General features: G+C 64.0%; 21 protein-coding genes. All 21 read right to left on the bottom strand.

Translation table 11 applies throughout. From position 1 onward, the window contains the following. Positions 1-24 precede the first annotated feature (24 nt). The 21 genes from tatB to mlaD all read right to left on the bottom strand — a co-directional run bounded on the left by tatB (position 25) and on the right by mlaD (position 14,931). Entirely contained in the window at positions 25-543 is a 519-nt protein-coding gene (gene tatB / locus NG900_RS24815; RefSeq protein WP_252684757.1) for a Sec-independent protein translocase protein TatB, read from the bottom strand. 20 nt (positions 544-563) lie between these two features. After that, positions 564-812, bottom strand: a complete 249-nt coding sequence (gene tatA / locus NG900_RS24810) for a Sec-independent protein translocase subunit TatA (RefSeq protein ID WP_124383181.1) — start codon at positions 810-812, stop codon at positions 564-566. Between the two features lie 62 nt (positions 813-874). Then, positions 875-1,249, bottom strand: coding sequence for a DUF4870 family protein (locus NG900_RS24805; RefSeq protein ID WP_252684755.1), 375 nt, complete (start codon positions 1,247-1,249; stop codon positions 875-877). A 32-nt stretch (positions 1,250-1,281) separates the two neighbouring features. Beyond that, a complete protein-coding gene (locus tag NG900_RS24800) occupies positions 1,282-1,656 on the bottom strand; it encodes a phosphoribosyl-ATP diphosphatase (protein WP_252684753.1) in 375 nt (124 codons plus the stop codon). After that, a complete protein-coding gene (hisI, locus tag NG900_RS24795) occupies positions 1,649-2,071 on the bottom strand; it encodes a phosphoribosyl-AMP cyclohydrolase (RefSeq protein WP_252684751.1) in 423 nt (140 codons plus the stop codon). Before hisI ends, NG900_RS24800 begins: the two co-directional genes overlap by 8 nt. Further along, positions 2,068-2,844 carry an imidazole glycerol phosphate synthase subunit HisF gene (hisF, locus tag NG900_RS24790; protein ID WP_252684749.1) on the bottom strand — a complete coding sequence of 259 codons (777 nt, stop codon included), beginning with the start codon at positions 2,842-2,844 and terminating at the stop codon, positions 2,068-2,070. The genes hisI and hisF overlap by 4 nt, the downstream gene beginning before the upstream one ends. A 36-nt stretch (positions 2,845-2,880) precedes the next feature. Beyond that, entirely contained in the window at positions 2,881-3,624 is a 744-nt protein-coding gene (hisA, locus tag NG900_RS24785) for a 1-(5-phosphoribosyl)-5-[(5-phosphoribosylamino)methylideneamino]imidazole-4-carboxamide isomerase (RefSeq protein ID WP_252684747.1), read from the bottom strand. 74 nt (positions 3,625-3,698) lie between these two features. Continuing rightward, positions 3,699-4,352: an imidazole glycerol phosphate synthase subunit HisH gene (gene hisH, locus NG900_RS24780; RefSeq protein ID WP_252684745.1), complete on the bottom strand. Its 654-nt coding sequence runs from the start codon at positions 4,350-4,352 to the stop codon at positions 3,699-3,701. An 11-nt stretch (positions 4,353-4,363) separates the two neighbouring features. Further along, positions 4,364-4,987, bottom strand: a complete 624-nt coding sequence (locus NG900_RS24775) for a MarC family protein (RefSeq protein ID WP_252684743.1) — start codon at positions 4,985-4,987, stop codon at positions 4,364-4,366. Positions 4,988-5,042: 55 nt separating this feature from the next. Continuing rightward, positions 5,043-5,633, bottom strand: a complete 591-nt coding sequence (gene hisB / locus NG900_RS24770; protein WP_252684741.1) for an imidazoleglycerol-phosphate dehydratase HisB — start codon at positions 5,631-5,633, stop codon at positions 5,043-5,045. Further along, complete coding sequence (gene hisC / locus NG900_RS24765; protein ID WP_252684739.1) at positions 5,630-6,751, bottom strand: histidinol-phosphate transaminase; 1,122 nt, start codon at positions 6,749-6,751, stop codon at positions 5,630-5,632. Before hisC ends, hisB begins: the two co-directional genes overlap by 4 nt. Positions 6,752-6,767: 16 nt before the next feature. Then, positions 6,768-8,093, bottom strand: coding sequence for a histidinol dehydrogenase (hisD, locus tag NG900_RS24760; RefSeq protein ID WP_252684737.1), 1,326 nt, complete (start codon positions 8,091-8,093; stop codon positions 6,768-6,770). Continuing rightward, positions 8,090-8,779 carry an ATP phosphoribosyltransferase gene (gene hisG, locus NG900_RS24755; RefSeq protein WP_252684735.1) on the bottom strand — a complete coding sequence of 230 codons (690 nt, stop codon included), beginning with the start codon at positions 8,777-8,779 and terminating at the stop codon, positions 8,090-8,092. The genes hisD and hisG overlap by 4 nt, the downstream gene beginning before the upstream one ends. Before the next feature lie 19 nt (positions 8,780-8,798). Further along, positions 8,799-10,064, bottom strand: coding sequence for a UDP-N-acetylglucosamine 1-carboxyvinyltransferase (gene murA, locus NG900_RS24750; protein WP_252684733.1), 1,266 nt, complete (start codon positions 10,062-10,064; stop codon positions 8,799-8,801). A 110-nt stretch (positions 10,065-10,174) separates the two neighbouring features. Continuing rightward, a complete protein-coding gene (locus NG900_RS24745; RefSeq protein WP_021197529.1) occupies positions 10,175-10,411 on the bottom strand; it encodes a BolA family protein in 237 nt (78 codons plus the stop codon). A gap of 58 nt (positions 10,412-10,469) precedes the next feature. Beyond that, positions 10,470-11,258, bottom strand: coding sequence for an ABC transporter permease (locus NG900_RS24740; RefSeq protein WP_252684731.1), 789 nt, complete (start codon positions 11,256-11,258; stop codon positions 10,470-10,472). After that, the gene (locus tag NG900_RS24735) at positions 11,255-12,211 is read right to left on the bottom strand and encodes an ABC transporter ATP-binding protein (protein ID WP_252684729.1); all 957 of its coding nucleotides are present in this window, start codon (positions 12,209-12,211) and stop codon (positions 11,255-11,257) included. The genes NG900_RS24740 and NG900_RS24735 overlap by 4 nt, the downstream gene beginning before the upstream one ends. A 215-nt stretch (positions 12,212-12,426) precedes the next feature. Further along, complete coding sequence (locus tag NG900_RS24730; RefSeq protein ID WP_252684727.1) at positions 12,427-12,741, bottom strand: STAS domain-containing protein; 315 nt, start codon at positions 12,739-12,741, stop codon at positions 12,427-12,429. 71 nt (positions 12,742-12,812) lie between these two features. Beyond that, entirely contained in the window at positions 12,813-13,448 is a 636-nt protein-coding gene (locus NG900_RS24725) for an MlaC/ttg2D family ABC transporter substrate-binding protein (protein WP_252684725.1), read from the bottom strand. Between the two features lie 154 nt (positions 13,449-13,602). Next, positions 13,603-14,406: an MlaA family lipoprotein gene (locus tag NG900_RS24720; protein WP_252684723.1), complete on the bottom strand. Its 804-nt coding sequence runs from the start codon at positions 14,404-14,406 to the stop codon at positions 13,603-13,605. 3 nt (positions 14,407-14,409) lie between these two features. Beyond that, positions 14,410-14,931 (bottom strand): outer membrane lipid asymmetry maintenance protein MlaD, encoded by a 522-nt coding sequence (gene mlaD / locus NG900_RS24715; protein ID WP_252684721.1) that lies wholly within the window; start codon positions 14,929-14,931, stop codon positions 14,410-14,412. Between the last annotated feature and the right edge of the window lie 20 nt (positions 14,932-14,951).

The raw sequence follows: 14,951 nt of genomic DNA, 5'->3' as shown, positions 1-14,951 counted from the left end.
CACACACAACCGGCGCCTGGAAGATCATTCGAAGAAGGAACGCGCACGCGACTGCGCAGCGACGATGGGTGGGCGATGGCGCTTCACACGCGCGGCCCCCGATTGCGCCCACATGCGCACGCCCTGCTTCTGGCGGTACCACTTGGGCATCGAGAGCTGCTTGTTACGCCAACTGTTGCGGCCGTTGCGCGACTTGCCCGGTGCGGGGCGCCAGTCAGGCGCGGAGGTAGCCGTCTGCTGCAATGCCGGATCGCCGAGCGCCTCGTTCAGGCGTTCGTTGATCTCCGTCGTGTGCTTGCTGACCTCCTGATGGATGGTCTGCTCGACATTGCGCGCAGCCTGCTCGAACTCGGTGCGCATCTTGCGCAGCTCGTCGAGCTCGATCTCGCGGCCGACCTCGGCCTTCACATCGGCGATATAGCGCTGCGCACGGCCAAGCAAGGCGCCAGCGGTGCGCGCCACCTTGGGTAGGCGCTCCGGCCCGATGACGACAAGCGCCACCGCGCCGATCAGCGCCAGCTTGGAAATGCCGAGATCGATCATCGGTCAGCGTGCTGCGGCGCTCAGCCTTGCTTGGACTTGTCGCGCGCTTCGACGTCGATCGTCGTCGAGTCGTGCAGCTCGCGCGGCGGCTGGCCGGCAGTCTGCTGTGGTGCTGCGGGCTTGTCTTCCGACCCTTCCTTCATGCCGTCCTTGAAGCCCTTCACGGCACCACCGAGGTCCGAACCAATGTTGCGCAGCTTCTTCGTGCCGAACACCATCATGACGATCACCAGCACGATCAGCCAGTGCCAAATGCTAAAGGAACCCATGTCCTACTCCCACGTAAATACGGCGATTGGTGCGGCAACGGTGGCCGCGCCATTGGTTGATGTTACTGGTTCGCGTACATCGGCTTGCTGTCGTTCAGATACAGCCAACCTTTAACAATACGATACAGCATCCAGATGCCCAGAGCCCACAGCACGGCAAAGCCCACAAAGGCCAGGGGAATGAGCAGCACGCCGATCACACCCCACAATACGCACCACCAGAACGAACGGATCTGCCACCGGAAGTGCGACTCGTACAACGTGCCGCGCACATCGTCGCGCTTAACATACCCGACGATGATGGCAATCAATGCAGTGATGCCCCCTGTCAGCCAGAAAATGGCGTAGAGGGCATACAGAATATGCGTCAGGCGCCGCAGTCCAGCCAGGCGTTCTGCATCGTCCGTCACCACCATTGCCGGTCCGTATTTGTCCACGCTGCCTCCCTGCGACGATTCGTCACCGTTGGTCAGTCACCGGCAGCATCGCGCGCCTGCGACTTGCGCAATGCCTTCTCTTCCAGGCCTGAGAGCCCTTCGCGGCGCGCCAGCTCATTGACGACGTCGTCCGGCGTCAGGTTGAAGTGCGAGAGCAGCACCATGGTGTGGAACCACAGGTCGGCCACTTCGTAGACAACCTTGCTGCGTGCCTCGTCGGTCATGCCGGCGGCACGAGCGTCCTTGGCAGCCATGACCGTCTCGGTGGCCTCTTCGCCGATCTTCTTGAGGATGGCGTCGTCGCCCTTGTTGAACAGGCGTGCGATGTAGCTCTTGTCCGGGTCGCCGCCGTTGGCGAGCTTGCGGGATTCGAGCACCTCGCCCAGGCGGCGCAGGGTGTCACTCATGGTTGTGGCCGGGCTTGCCGGCGTAAATGTCGTCAGGGTTCTTGAGCACGGGCTCGACGGTGTGCCAGTCGCCGTCTTCCACGCTGCCTTCGAACTTCTGGAAGAAGCATGCGTGACGGCCGGTGTGACAGGCAATGCCGCCGATCTGCGTGACGCGGAGCAGAACCACGTCTTCGTCGCAGTCCAGGCGGATTTCGTGCACCTTCTGGATGTGGCCGGATTCCTCACCCTTGTGCCACAGACGCTTGCGCGAGCGCGACCAGAACACGGCCTCGCCGGTCTCCACGGTCTTCTGCAGCGCCTCGCGGTTCATGAAGGCGAACATCAGGACGTCGTTGCTGCCCTGCTCCTGCACGATCACCGGCACGAGGCCGTTGTCGTCCCAGTGGACCTTGTTCAGCCACTTCTTGCTCATAGTCCGATCCGTACTGGAATGCCTTGTTCTGCCATGAACTGCTTGGCTTGGCCCACGGTGTATTCACCGTAGTGGAAGATGCTGGCGGCCAGCACCGCATCGGCGTGGCCGAGCTTGATACCGTCGGCCAGATGCTGCAGATTACCGACGCCGCCCGATGCGATCACGGGCACCGGCACCGCATCGGACACCGCACGCGTGAGTTCCAGATCAAAGCCCGCCTTGGTGCCGTCGCGATCCATGCTGGTGAGCAGGATTTCGCCGGCGCCGCGCTGGGCCATCTCGCGCGCCCAGGCCACGACATCCAGGCCCGTGCCCTTGCGGCCGCCGTGTGTAAACACCTCCCAGCGTGGCGCTTCGCCTTCGGTCGACACCTTCTTGGCGTCGATCGCCACGACGATGCACTGCGCCCCATGGCGGGCACTGGCGTCCGACACGAGCTGCGGATTCGCCACCGCCGACGAGTTCATGCTGATCTTGTCTGCCCCGGCATTGAGCAGGCGGCGCACATCTTCCAGCGCGCGCACGCCGCCGCCCACGGTCAGCGGAATGAACACCTGCGACGCCACGGCTTCGATGATGCCCAGCATCAGGTCGCGCCCGTCCGATGTAGCGGTGATGTCGAGGAACGTGATTTCGTCCGCGCCCTGCTCGTCGTAGCGGCGCGCGATTTCAACGGGGTCGCCCGCGTCGCGTAACTCGACGAAGTTGACGCCCTTGACCACCCGGCCGTTGGTCACGTCCAGGCAGGGGATGATTCGTTTGGCTAGCATGATGAGTCGGGTGCCGCAGCACCCGTTGAGCGCGGCTTAGGCCGCGCCGAGTTTGTCCGCGAGGGCTTGCGCTTCCTTGAAGTTCAGGTCGCCCGAATAGATGGCGCGGCCGCAGATCACGCCTTCCACGCCATGCTCTTCGACGGCGCACAGGTTGTCGATGTCCTTGAGGTTCGACAAGCCACCGCTGGCGATCACCGGAATCTTTACCGACTGTGCCAGCTTGACGGTGGCATCGATGTTGATGCCCTGCAGCATGCCGTCGCGGCCGATGTCGGTGTAGATGATGCCTTCGACGCCGTAGTCTTCGTACTTCTTGGCGAGGTCCACGACTTCGTGGCCGGAGAGCTTGCTCCAGCCGTCGGTCGCCACCTTGCCGTCCTTGGCATCGAGCCCGACGATGATATGGCCGCCGAATGCCGTGCATGCGTCGCGCAGAAAGCCCGGATCCTTGACCGCCGCCGTACCGATGATGACGTACTCCAGGCCGTCGTCGAGCCAGCGCTCGATGGTGCCCAGATCGCGGATGCCGCCGCCGAGTTGCACAGGAATCTCATCGCCCACCTCGGCGAGGATCGCCTTGACGGCCGCCTCGTTACGCGGCTTGCCCGCGAAAGCGCCATTCAAGTCGACGAGGTGCAAGCGGCGCGCGCCCTGCTCGACCCAATGCCGCGCCATGGCAGCAGGGTCTTCCGAGAACACGGTGGCTTGATCCATATCGCCTTGTTTGAGGCGCACACACTGACCGTCCTTCAGGTCGATGGCGGGGATGAGCAGCATAGTCGTAACGACAAAGTTGAGGGGGTGGGGTTAAACGGGTTCCGTTGCAGCAACGGCGACAAGCAACGCCGGATTCACGGGTTCCAGTGCACGAAATTCCGGTAGATCTGCAAGCCGGCTTGCGCACTTTTTTCCGGGTGAAACTGTGTGGCAAAAATATTATCCCGGGCGATGGCACAGGTAAACCGCACGCCGTATTCGGTCTCTCCGACCGATTCTTCAGCGTTGGCGGGCCGCGCGTAGTAGCTGTGCACGAAATAGAAGTAGCTCTGGTCGGCCACGCCCTGCCAGAGTGCATGAGCGCGGCTCTGGTGCACGCGATTCCAGCCCATCTGGGGCACTTTGTACCGCGAACCGTCCGGCTGCAACTGGCCGTCCAGATCAAAACGGATGACCTCGCCCTTGATCAGGCCGAGGCCAGGGGTGTATTGGTGGCCGACGCGCGCCTCAGTACTGCGCTCGAGCATCATCTGCTCACCCACGCACACGCCAAGCATCGGCTTGGTGCGGGAGGCTTCCAGCACCGCTTCGCGCAGGCCGGATTGGTCAAAGGCGGCCATGCAGTCGGGCATGGCACCCTGCCCCGGCAGCACCACGCGGTCTGCCGCGCGAATCTCGTCGGCTTGCGCACTGATGCGCACATCGGCTTCCGGAGCGACGGCCATCAGGGCCTGCGCCACCGAGCGCAGATTGCCCATGCCGTAATCGACGATTGCGATCTTAGTCATGACTTCACTTATTAAGCCCGAAGGACGGGCAACAGGGTTTTCAGCCCGTCAACAATGAATTCCACGGCCAGCGCCGCCAGGATCAAACCCATCAACCGCGTGCCGACGTTGATGCCGGTGCGGCCGATCACACGGGCGATCGGCTCGGCGGCGCGCAGCACGATCCATACCACGAGCGCAATTGCCACACCCACGCCGGCCAGCAGGAACAGATCCCACCAGTGCTTGGTTTTGCCCGCGTAGACGATCACCGTGCTGATCGAGCCCGGGCCCGTGAGCAGCGGAATCGCCAGCGGCACGACGGCAATGCTCGCCTTGGCACCGGCCTCGTCCTCTTCTTCGGGCGTGGCCTTGGTGCGGCTGGTCTGCGCGTTCAACATGTTCAGCGCGATCATGATCATGATGATCCCGCCGCCCACCTGCAGCGACCCGACCGAGAATCCGAAAAATCCGATGATCTGCTCGCCCAGCAACGCGGACAAGCCAATCACGATCGCCACCGAAATCGACGCGACCTTGATGGTGCGGCGCTTCTCCTCATCCGTCTGGCTCTCGGTCAGGCTGATGAAGAACGGAATCGCGCCGATCGGGTTGATCAGCGCGAGCAGCGAGAAAAAGCTCTTGGTCAGATCCATCGGATCGGTGGCCGTTTTTGGGGTCGGGTAGGCGCGGCCAGGCCGACGCGTCGGATCAGAGCGCGCCCTTGGTCGACGGAATCGTGCCGGCAGCGCGCGGATCGATCTCGACCGCCATGCGCAATGCGCGGCCAAAGGCCTTGAACACGGTTTCGATCTGGTGATGCGCGTTGATGCCGCGCAGGTTGTCGATATGCAGCGTCACGCCGGCATGGTTGACGAACCCGCGGAAGAATTCGATGGACAGGTCCACGTCAAAGTTGCCCACGCGCGCCCGCGTGAACGGCACGTGGAACTCCAGGCCCGGACGGCCGGAGAAGTCGATCACCACGCGCGACAGGGCTTCGTCCAGCGGCACGTAGCTGTGGCCGTAGCGCACGATGCCCTTCTTGTCGCCAATGGCCTTGGCAACGGCCTGGCCGAGCGTGATGCCGACGTCTTCCACGGTGTGGTGATCATCGATATGGGTGTCGCCGGTGGCCGAAACGTCCAGGTCGACCATGCCATGGCGGGCGATCTGGTCGAGCATGTGGTCGAGGAACGGAACGCCGGTGTTCAGCGCCTGCTTGCCCGTGCCGTCCAAATCAAGGGCGACGCGGATCTGCGTTTCAGAGGTGTTGCGAGTGACCTCGGCACGACGGCTCATGGGGCTTCCTGCAGCGATGCGGCAATGGCATCGAGAAATTGCGCGTTTTCTTCGGGATTGCTGACCGTCACGCGCAGACAGTTGGCCAGCAATGGGTGCATTTTACTGACGTTTTTGATCAGAATCCGCCGATTGAGGAGTCGATCGAACAGCGCCGCTGCATCGGGTACGCGCACTAGGATGAAGTTGGCGGCGCTCGGGAAGACTTCAACACCCGGCAGCGCAGCCAGCGCGCCGATCAGCTTGGTGCGCTCGGCGCGCAGGTTCGCTGCCTGGGCATCGAGCACATCGACGTGTTCGAGCACGAACTGGGCGGTCGCCTCGGTCAGTACATTGATGTTGTACGGCGGGCGCACCTTGTCCAGCTCGGCAATCCACTTCGGGTGGCCGGCCACGTAACCGAGGCGGATACCGGCCAGGCCCAGCTTAGAGACCGTGCGCATCACCAGCAGGTGGTCGAAGTCACGCAGGCGCGGCATCCAGCTGTGCTGCGCGAACGGCTGATAGGCTTCATCGATCACAACCAGGCTTTGGCACACCGGGCCGCGCGCGGCGCGGACGATGGCATCCATGTCAGCCGCGTCGAACAGATTGCCGGTCGGGTTGTTCGGATAGGCCAGGTAGATGACGGCGGGCTGGTGTTCGGCCATGGCGGCCAGCATTGCTTCGCGGTCGAGCGTCAGGTCGGTCTTGAGCGGCACGCCGACGAACTTCAGCCCCAGCAACTGCGCCGACATCGCATACATCACAAAGCCCGGCACCGGCGCCAGCACCGTCGCACCAGGCTTGGCCGCGGTAATGGCGATCAGGCTGATGATCTCGTCCGAACCGTTGCCAAGTAGCACTTCGGCGCCGGCCGGCACGTGCATCACACGCTTGAGCTGCGCCTTGAGCGCGTCTGCGGTCGGCACCGGGTAGCGGTTGAGCGCGACATCGGCCAAGCGCTTGCCCAATGCATCGCGCAGCATGGCCGGCAGCGGGTACGGGTTCTCCATCGCGTCCAGCTTGACCATGCCGGTGGCGTCAGGCACGTGGTACGCGCCCATGGCACGCACGTCGTCGCGCACGATGCGGGCGAGCAGGTCATCAAGCGAAGGCTGGGCTGGAGCGGCGGTCATTGTGATGCGGCAGGCGTTATTCGGACTTGGGGGTCAGGCGGTACTCAGCGCTGCGGGCGTGGGCTTGCAGGCCTTCGCCGTAGGCCAGTTCGGCGGCGATCTCGCCCAGCATCTGGGCACCGGCTTCGCTCACTTCGATCAGGCTCGAGCGCTTGATGAAGTCGTACACGCCCAGCGGCGACGAGAAACGCGCCGTGCGCGAGGTCGGCAGCACGTGGTTGGGGCCCGCGCAGTAATCGCCCAGCGATTCGCTGGTGTACTTGCCGAGGAAGATCGCGCCGGCGTGGCGGATGCGCTCAGCCCATTGGCGCGGGTTCTCGGCGGAGATTTCCAGGTGCTCGGGCGCGATGTCGTTGGCGATCTCGCACGCCTCTTCCATGTCGCGCACCTTGACCAGCGCGCCACGGCCCGACAGCGATTCGGCGATCACGTTCCGGCGCGGCATCTCTTCGAGCTGGCGGTTGATGCTGGCTTCCACCTGCGCGATGAACGCGGCGTTCGGGCACAGCAGGATCGATTGGGCCAACTCGTCGTGCTCAGCTTGCGAGAACAGGTCCATCGCCACCCAGTCCGGGTCGGTGGTGCCATCACAGATGACAAGAATTTCCGACGGACCGGCAATCATGTCGATGCCGACCGTGCCGAATACGCGGCGCTTGGCGGCCGCCACATACGCGTTGCCCGGGCCGACGATCTTGTCGACGGCGGGGACGGTGTCCGTGCCATAAGCCAGCGCACCGACAGCTTGCGCGCCGCCGATGGTGAACACGCGGTCCACCCCAGCGATGCAAGCCGCGGCCAGCACCAGCTCGTTGCGCACGCCGCCCGGCGTGGGCACCACCATGATGATTTCCTTGACGCCGGCTACGCGCGCCGGAATCGCGTTCATCAGCACCGACGACGGGTACGCCGCCTTGCCGCCCGGCACGTAGATGCCCACGCGATCGAGCGGCGTGACCTTCTGGCCGAGCACCGTGCCGTCCGCTTCCGCGTATTCCCAGCTATGCGTGCCGCACTCGAGTTTCTGCTTCTCGTGGTACGCACGCACACGGGCGGCAGCGGCCTCCAGCGCGGCGCGGCGCTTGGGCTCCAGGCCGTCCAGCGCGGCCTGCAGCACGGTGGGCGACAGTTCCAGCGCGGCCACGCTTTCCGCTTCGATACGGTCGAAGCGCTGCGTGGCTTCCAGCACGGCAGCATCGCCGCGCGCTTTCACGTCGGCCAGGATCTGCGCGGCGGCGCGGTCGATGGCTTCGTCTTCGCTCGCCTCGAAAGCGAGCACCTGGCGCAGTTGCGCCGCGAATCCGGCTTCGGCCGAATCCAGCTTACGGATACTCAGGCTCATGCGGGTTCCCCAACGCGCTCATCCTTGGCGGAGGCGCGCTCGAAAGCGTCGAGGATCGGCGCCAACCGCTCGCGTTTCAACTTCAGCGCAGCCTGGTTGACGACCAGTCGGGACGAGATCTGCACGATCTCTTCCACCTCGACGAGGTTGTTCGCGCGCAGCGTGCCACCGGTGCTGACCAGGTCGACGATGGCATCGGCCAGGCCCACCAGCGGGCCCAGCTCCATCGAGCCGTACAGCTTGATCAGATCGACGTGCACGCCCTTCTTGGCGAAGTGCTCGCGCGCGGTGTTCAGATACTTCGTCGCCACCGACAGGCGCGCACCCTGGCGCACCGCGTTGGCGTAATCGAAGCCCTTGGGCACTGCCACCGACATGCGGCAGCGGGCGATGTTCAGGTCGATGGGCGCATACAGGCCCGCCATGCCGTGCTCCATCAGCACGTCGCGGCCGGCCACGCCGAAATCCGCCGCGCCGTATTGCACATAGGTCGGCACGTCGGAGGCGCGCACGATGATCACGCGCAGCGCCGGGTCCGACGTCGGCAGGATCAGCTTGCGGGAGGTTTCCGGATCCTCGGTCACCTCGATGCCGGCAGCCTTCAGGAGGGGCAGCGTCTCTTCAAAGATGCGCCCCTTGGAGAGCGCCAGCGTGAGCTGATCGGGAGCGGACTGGATTGCGTTCATGGCCTGCAGGTTCCTTACCTTACGCCTGGATGCGGCGGATCTTGGCGCCGACGGCGGAGAGCTTGTCTTCGATGCGGTCGTAGCCGCGGTCGAGGTGATAGATGCGATCAACCAGCGTTTCACCCTTGGCGATCAGCCCGGCGATCACCAAGCTGGCGGAGGCACGCAAGTCGGTCGCCATGACGGTCGCGCCCGACAGGTGCTCAACGCCCGTCACCACGGCCGTCTTGCCGTCGATCACGATGTTGGCGCCCAGGCGGTTGAGTTCCTGCACGTGCATGAAGCGGTTTTCGAAGATGGTCTCCGTCACCGTGGCAGAGCCTTCGGCGACGGCGTTGAGCATCATGAACTGCGCCTGCATGTCGGTCGGGAACGCCGGGTATTCGGACGTGCGGAAGCTCACGGCCTTCGGGCGGCCTGTCATCTGCACGCGGATCCAGTCGTCGCCCGTGGTGAGCGTGACACCGGCTTCGCGCAGCTTGTCGAGCACGGCATCGAGGATGCCCGGCGGTACGTCGCGCAGCGTCACGTCGCCGCCGGCCGCAGCCACGGCGCACAGGAAGGTACCGGCTTCGATGCGATCGGCAATCACCGTGTGCTCGGCGCCCTGCAGCGATTCGACACCCTGGATCACCAGGCGGTCGGTGCCGATGCCTTCGATGCGCGCACCCATCTTCACGAGCAGGTTCGCGAGGTCGGTCACCTCCGGCTCGCGTGCGGCGTTTTCCAGCACGGTTTCGCCATCGGCCAGCGCGGCGGCCATCAGCAGGTTTTCGGTGCCCGTGACGGTCACCATGTCGGTGACGATGCGCGCGCCGCGCAGGCGCTTGGCACCATCGGTGAGCTTGGCTTCGATGTAGCCGTGCTCGATGACGATCTCGGCACCCATCAGTTGCAGGCCCTTGATGTGCTGATCGACCGGGCGCGCGCCGATGCCGCAGCCGCCCGGCAGCGACACACGCGCATGACCGAAGCGCGCCAGCAGCGGACCCAGCACCAGGATCGACGCACGCATCGTCTTCACCAGGTCATACGAGGCTTCGGGCGAGTGGATGACGGCGGCGTCGAGCGTGACGTCGTGACCGTTCTGCGTACCTTCCACGCCCATCTGCCGCAGCAGCTTGAGCATGGTGCGCACGTCCTGCAGATTGGGCACGTTGTGCAGCACCAGCGGCTCGGGCGTCAGCAGCGCGGCGCACAGGATGGGCAGCGCGGCGTTCTTGGCACCAGACACGCGGATTTCGCCCGACAGCGGGCCATTGCCTTCGATCAGCAGTTTGTCCATGAGCGAGACGTCTCGTCGATCACTTTGGGAAGGGCGCTCGGCGAGCGCAAGGTCGGAATCGGATTCAGCGAAAACTTCAGCGGTCACAACAGCGGGATCAAGCTCGGCCATCAGGATTGCCACTCCGCCGGGGTGAGCGTCTTCATGGACAGCGCGTGGATCTCCGCACGCATCCGGTCACCCAATGCGGCATAGACGAGCTGGTGACGCTGGATCAACCGCTTGCCTTCAAACTGCGCGCTGACGATGGTGGCAAAAAAGTGCTGACCGTCGCCCTCGACTTCGAGGTGCTGGCACGGCAGGCCGGTTTCGATGTACTGCTTGACTTGTTCGGGTGTGGGCAACATGGCCTTCCCTCTCCTGCAAAACGTTAGGGTGGTGCGTCGTGTTGGTGTTATTGACGCATCAATGGCGCAGCTTGTAGCCCGTGCGCAGCATCTGCAGGGCAATCCCCCCCACCACGACCAGCGCGATCAGCATCACGCCGAGGCTCACCGCCACCGGCACATCGGACACGCCGAAGAAGCCGTAACGGAAGCCGTCGATCATGTAGAAGAACGGGTTGGCGTGGGACACCGCCTGCCAGAACGGCGGCAGCGAATGGATCGAATAAAACACGCCCGCCAGGAAGGTGGCCGGCACGATCAAAAAGTTCTGGAACGCCGCGAGCTGGTCGAACTTCTCGGCCCAGATGCCCGCGATCAACCCCAGCGTACCGAGCACCGCCGCACCCAGCACGGCAAACACGATGATCCACAGCGGTTGCGCAAAGTGCAGATGCGCGAACCACGTCGTCACCAGCAGCACGCCCGTCCCCACGGCCAAGCCGCGGATGACGGAGGCGCACACGTACGCGCCAAACATCTCCCAGTGCGACAGCGGCGGCAGCATGATGAACACCAGGTTACCGGTGATCTTCGATTGGATGAGCGACGACGAACTGTTCGCAAACGCGTTCTGCAGCACGCTCATCATCACCAGCCCGGGCACCAGGAAGGCGGTGTAGCTGAGTTGATCGAACACCTTCACGCGGTCTTCCAGCACGTGGCCGAAGATCAGCAGATACAGCAGTGCAGTGAGCACCGGCGCGGCCACGGTCTGGAAGCTCACCTTCCAGAAGCGCAGCACCTCCTTGTACAGCAGCGTACGGAAGCCGATCCAGCGGCCCGGCAGCGTCTCGGGAATGGCGTTCATGCGGCAGGCTCCAGCGCGGTCTCAGGTGTTTGCGGTACGGCGGAGATGCCGCCCTCGCGGCGCATGATCTGCACGAACACGTCTTCCAGGTCAGCCTTGGCGATTTCCATGTCGTCGATTTCGCAGCCGGCCTGGCGGCAGGTGGAAAGAATCTGCTCGACCTCGCCGTAGCCCGACAGGCGCAGGCGCACGCTGCGCTCACCGTGGTTCTCGGGCAGACGCAGGCTGTCGAGCGACGCCGGCAGCGTGCCGCGCGAGAAGCTCAGCACCAGTTGCAGCCCCGCAAACTGCGACAGCAGATTCGCCGTGCGATCGAGTGCCACCACCTCGCCAAACTTGAGCATGGCGATGCGGTCGCACAGGGATTCGGCCTCTTCCAGATAGTGCGTGGTCAGTACGACGGTGTGGCCCTCGCGGTTCAGGCGCGAAATGAATTTCCACAGCGTCTGCCGCAGCTCGACGTCCACGCCGGCGGTCGGCTCATCGAGCACGATCACCGGTGGGCGGTGTACCAACGCCTGCGCTACCAGCACGCGGCGCTTCATGCCGCCGGACAGCGCACGCATGTTGGCATCGGCCTTGTTGGTCAGGTCGAGGTTTGCCATGACCTCGTCGATCCAGTCGTCGTTCTTGGTCAGGCCGAAATAGCCCGACTGCAGGCGCAGCGTTTCGCGCACCGTGAAGAACGGATCGAACACCAGTTCCTGCGGCACCACGCCGAGCTTGCGGCGCGCCGTGCGGTAATCGGAGACGACATCGTGGCCGAGCACGCGCACGCTGCCGGAATCGGCACGATTCAGGCCCGCGAGGATGGAGATCAGCGTGGTCTTGCCCGCGCCGTTGGGGCCCAGCAGGCCGAAAAACTCGCCCTGCTCGACAGACAGGCTCACGCCCTTGAGCGCTTGCAACGACTTGTAGCGCTTGCGGACGTCAGCGATTTCGATGGCTTTCATGGCCGACAAAGTGAACTCCCCTGCGCATCTCGCGGTTGTAGATCGACACGATCCTCGCGGACGCAGACGTCGCACGTGGCGACGGCAGAGCGACAAACCCAGAATTATAGGGGAACTGCACCAACAGACATCGGCTCGGCTGACGGCGCCGTGCCAACGTCACTGTGAGCGCGGCATCGCGATGTGGGGCAAACAGCCCTGCACCGGACGCCGCCTCAATGTCGTGTGTGATGAGGGGCTGCAGAAGACGCCGGCGCAATGGCCAGCAGGGATTCCACGCCGTACAGCGTAGCCAAGTTGGACAGCGCCTGCGGGGCGCCCGCGATATCAAGCGCAATGCCGGCCGCCTGCGCCGTGCGCTGCCAGGACAGCAGCACCGCCAGCGCCGACGAATCGACCTGCGACAAACCCGCGCAATCAACGCGCAGTGTGGCAACGCCAGCCCCACGCGCCTGGCCGAGCTGCGCCTCGCCTTCGCGCAGAACGCGCGGCGCTTCGAGCTGAGTCAGCGGGCCGGACAAGGTCAGCATGGCGGGGGATGTGTCAGAAAAAGAAACAGCGGCCAAAGCTGACCGCCGTATCGATTCTACCGGAAGGCCGCTTACTTTGCCGGGCCCTTCTCGAGCTGCGCGTTGCGCTCGTTCAGGAAGCTAACCAGGCCGGCAACGCCGCCGCGCTTGCTGATGACGTCGGCAAACTGGTTCTTGTACGTTTCCGACAGCCACAGACCGCTGATGTTGATGTCGTACACCTTCCAGCCATTGGCGGTTTTTTCCAGGCGGTAATCCAGAGCCACCGGCTCGCCGTTGTTGTTCACGGTCGAACGCACCACCACGTCGGTGTCGTCCGCTGCGGCACGGAACGGCTTGTACGAGACGGTCTGATTCTTCACGTTCGACAGCGCGCCAGCGTAGGTACGGATCAGCAGCGTCTTGAAGCCTTCCTGGATCTGTTGCTGCTGCTCCGACGATGCCTGGCTCCAGAAGCGGCCCATGGCGATCTGCGTGGTGCGCTTGAAATCGGCGCGCGGCACGATCTTCTGATCGACCAGTTGGTACACCTTGGCCATGTTGCCGCCGCGCAGTTCCGGATCGCTCTTGATGGTGGTGAGCACGTCGTCCACCGCCGTCTTGACGGTCGATTGTGCGTCGGCTTCCTGGGCGTGAACCGGAACAGCGGCCACGGCGGCCGTCAGCGTGAGGCCGGCAAACAGCGAGCGGAGAAGTTTCTTCAACATATCGCGTCCTTATCGTGTGGTTTTTGGGTCGCTTGCAGCGCAACTGCCGCAATCTTTGTTGGCGATTAGAACAGAAGGCCCGCGTTCAAGTTCGCGCGGGCCCGTCAGTTTTACGCCTTGTCACCTTTGAGGCGACGTTGTTACGTGTACCGCATCAGCGGCGGAACACCGGCCAATTGGGCGTAAAACGCTGATAGGGCGAGACCGTCGCATCGCCCGTATCCGGCGCCGTCTTGCCATCCTGGTCTTCGGGCAGGTTGCCGTCGTAGATCAGGTAGCGGCGACGCTGCAGGTAGGCGTCGCGCAGGAAGGTGTACTTGTCGACGGCAGCCTGCTCCAGCACGTTGCTGGCGCCGAGCAGGTTCGCGCGCACGTCGACCACGCGCAACGCAGCCAGCGAGTACGTGATCGCGCTGTCGTGCCAGTACGTGAGCGGATCCAGCTGCCAGTCGACCAGGAAGCCAGCGGTATCACGCACGGTGCTGGGCCCCAGCAGCGGCCACACGACGTACGGACCGGCCGGCACACCCCACACGCCAAGCGTCTGGCCAAAATCTTCCTTGTGCTTGGGCAGACCGGCGTCCGAGGCGATATCGATCAGCCCGCCCAGCCCCAGCACGGTGTTGATGGCCACACGCATGGTGTCTTCCAGCGCGGCGGTGCCCTTGAGCTGCAGCAGGTTGTTGATGGCCGAATAGACGTCGCCCGCATTGGAGAAGAAATTCGACACGGCCGTGCGCGCCGGCGACGGCACCACGTCCACATAGGTTTGCGCAACCGGCTTGAGCACGCCCTTGTCGAGGTCTTCATTAATGCGGAAAACTTCGCGGTTGAATGGCTCGATCGGGTCAGCCGTATTGGCGTTCGGCCCCGTGGCGCAGCCTGCCAGCAACGTAGCGCCTGCGGCCAACGCCAGCGCAAAGCCGCGCAGCGTACGGATGGATGTTGTTGTTTTCATGGTTTATTGACTCCCACTGCCCCCGGCCGGCTTGGCGCCGCCCGACCCGCCATTGCTGCTGCCAGCGCCGGCATCTGCCGCTTTGCTGTAGAGGAACTGGCTGATCAGGTTCTCCAGTACCACCGCAGACTGCGTCATGGTGATCTTGCTGCCGCTGGCCAGCATGGCCGAGTCGCCGCCCGGCTCAATACCAATGTACTGTTCGCCCAGCAGGCCCGAGGTCAGGATTTTGGCCGAGCTGTCCTTCGGAAACTGGTAGCGCTGGTCCATGTCGAGCACGGCGATCGCCTGGTAGCTCTTGTCATCGAACAGGATCTGCGACACGCGCCCGACCACCACGCCCGCGCTCTTGACTGGCGCGCGCACTTTCAGCCCGCCGATGTTGTCGAATGACGCCTTCACCTGATAGCTCTTGGCGAAAGAGAACGCGCTCATGTTGCCGGCCTTGAGCGCCAGGAACAGCAGCGCCACGATGCCCACCAGCACGAACAGTCCGACCCAGAAATCGAGGAGGCTCTTACGCATGATCTTTTCTCTTTGAACGG

The organism is Ralstonia soli, from assembly GCF_023955655.1.
In the GTDB taxonomy this organism is placed as follows: Bacteria; Pseudomonadota; Gammaproteobacteria; order Burkholderiales; family Burkholderiaceae; genus Ralstonia; species Ralstonia soli.
The sequence above is the reverse complement of the archived record's forward strand: the minus strand, read 5'-3'. Positions and strand labels throughout refer to the sequence as shown.

Bases quoted from the DNA above. Each gene is read 5' to 3' on its own strand.
- tatB (WP_252684757.1), bottom strand. From the start codon at position 543: ATGATCGATCTCGGCATTTCCAAGCTGGCGCTGATCGGCGCGGTGGCG.
- tatA (WP_124383181.1), bottom strand. From the start codon at position 812: ATGGGTTCCTTTAGCATTTGGCACTGGCTGATCGTGCTGGTGATCGTC.
- NG900_RS24800 (WP_252684753.1), bottom strand. From the start codon at position 1,656: ATGAGTGACACCCTGCGCCGCCTGGGCGAGGTGCTCGAATCCCGCAAG.
- hisI (WP_252684751.1), bottom strand. From the start codon at position 2,071: ATGAGCAAGAAGTGGCTGAACAAGGTCCACTGGGACGACAACGGCCTC.
- hisF (WP_252684749.1), bottom strand. From the start codon at position 2,844: ATGCTAGCCAAACGAATCATCCCCTGCCTGGACGTGACCAACGGCCGG.
- hisA (WP_252684747.1), bottom strand. From the start codon at position 3,624: ATGCTGCTCATCCCCGCCATCGACCTGAAGGACGGTCAGTGTGTGCGC.
- hisH (WP_252684745.1), bottom strand. From the start codon at position 4,352: ATGACTAAGATCGCAATCGTCGATTACGGCATGGGCAATCTGCGCTCG.
- NG900_RS24775 (WP_252684743.1), bottom strand. From the start codon at position 4,987: ATGGATCTGACCAAGAGCTTTTTCTCGCTGCTCGCGCTGATCAACCCG.
- hisB (WP_252684741.1), bottom strand. From the start codon at position 5,633: ATGAGCCGTCGTGCCGAGGTCACTCGCAACACCTCTGAAACGCAGATC.
- hisC (WP_252684739.1), bottom strand. From the start codon at position 6,751: ATGACCGCCGCTCCAGCCCAGCCTTCGCTTGATGACCTGCTCGCCCGC.
- hisD (WP_252684737.1), bottom strand. From the start codon at position 8,093: ATGAGCCTGAGTATCCGTAAGCTGGATTCGGCCGAAGCCGGATTCGCG.
- hisG (WP_252684735.1), bottom strand. From the start codon at position 8,779: ATGAACGCAATCCAGTCCGCTCCCGATCAGCTCACGCTGGCGCTCTCC.
- murA (WP_252684733.1), bottom strand. From the start codon at position 10,064: ATGGACAAACTGCTGATCGAAGGCAATGGCCCGCTGTCGGGCGAAATC.
- NG900_RS24745 (WP_021197529.1), bottom strand. From the start codon at position 10,411: ATGTTGCCCACACCCGAACAAGTCAAGCAGTACATCGAAACCGGCCTG.
- NG900_RS24740 (WP_252684731.1), bottom strand. From the start codon at position 11,258: ATGAACGCCATTCCCGAGACGCTGCCGGGCCGCTGGATCGGCTTCCGT.
- NG900_RS24735 (WP_252684729.1), bottom strand. From the start codon at position 12,211: ATGAAAGCCATCGAAATCGCTGACGTCCGCAAGCGCTACAAGTCGTTG.
- NG900_RS24730 (WP_252684727.1), bottom strand. From the start codon at position 12,741: ATGCTGACCTTGTCCGGCCCGCTGACTCAGCTCGAAGCGCCGCGCGTT.
- NG900_RS24725 (WP_252684725.1), bottom strand. From the start codon at position 13,448: ATGTTGAAGAAACTTCTCCGCTCGCTGTTTGCCGGCCTCACGCTGACG.
- NG900_RS24720 (WP_252684723.1), bottom strand. From the start codon at position 14,406: ATGAAAACAACAACATCCATCCGTACGCTGCGCGGCTTTGCGCTGGCG.
- mlaD (WP_252684721.1), bottom strand. From the start codon at position 14,931: ATGCGTAAGAGCCTCCTCGATTTCTGGGTCGGACTGTTCGTGCTGGTG.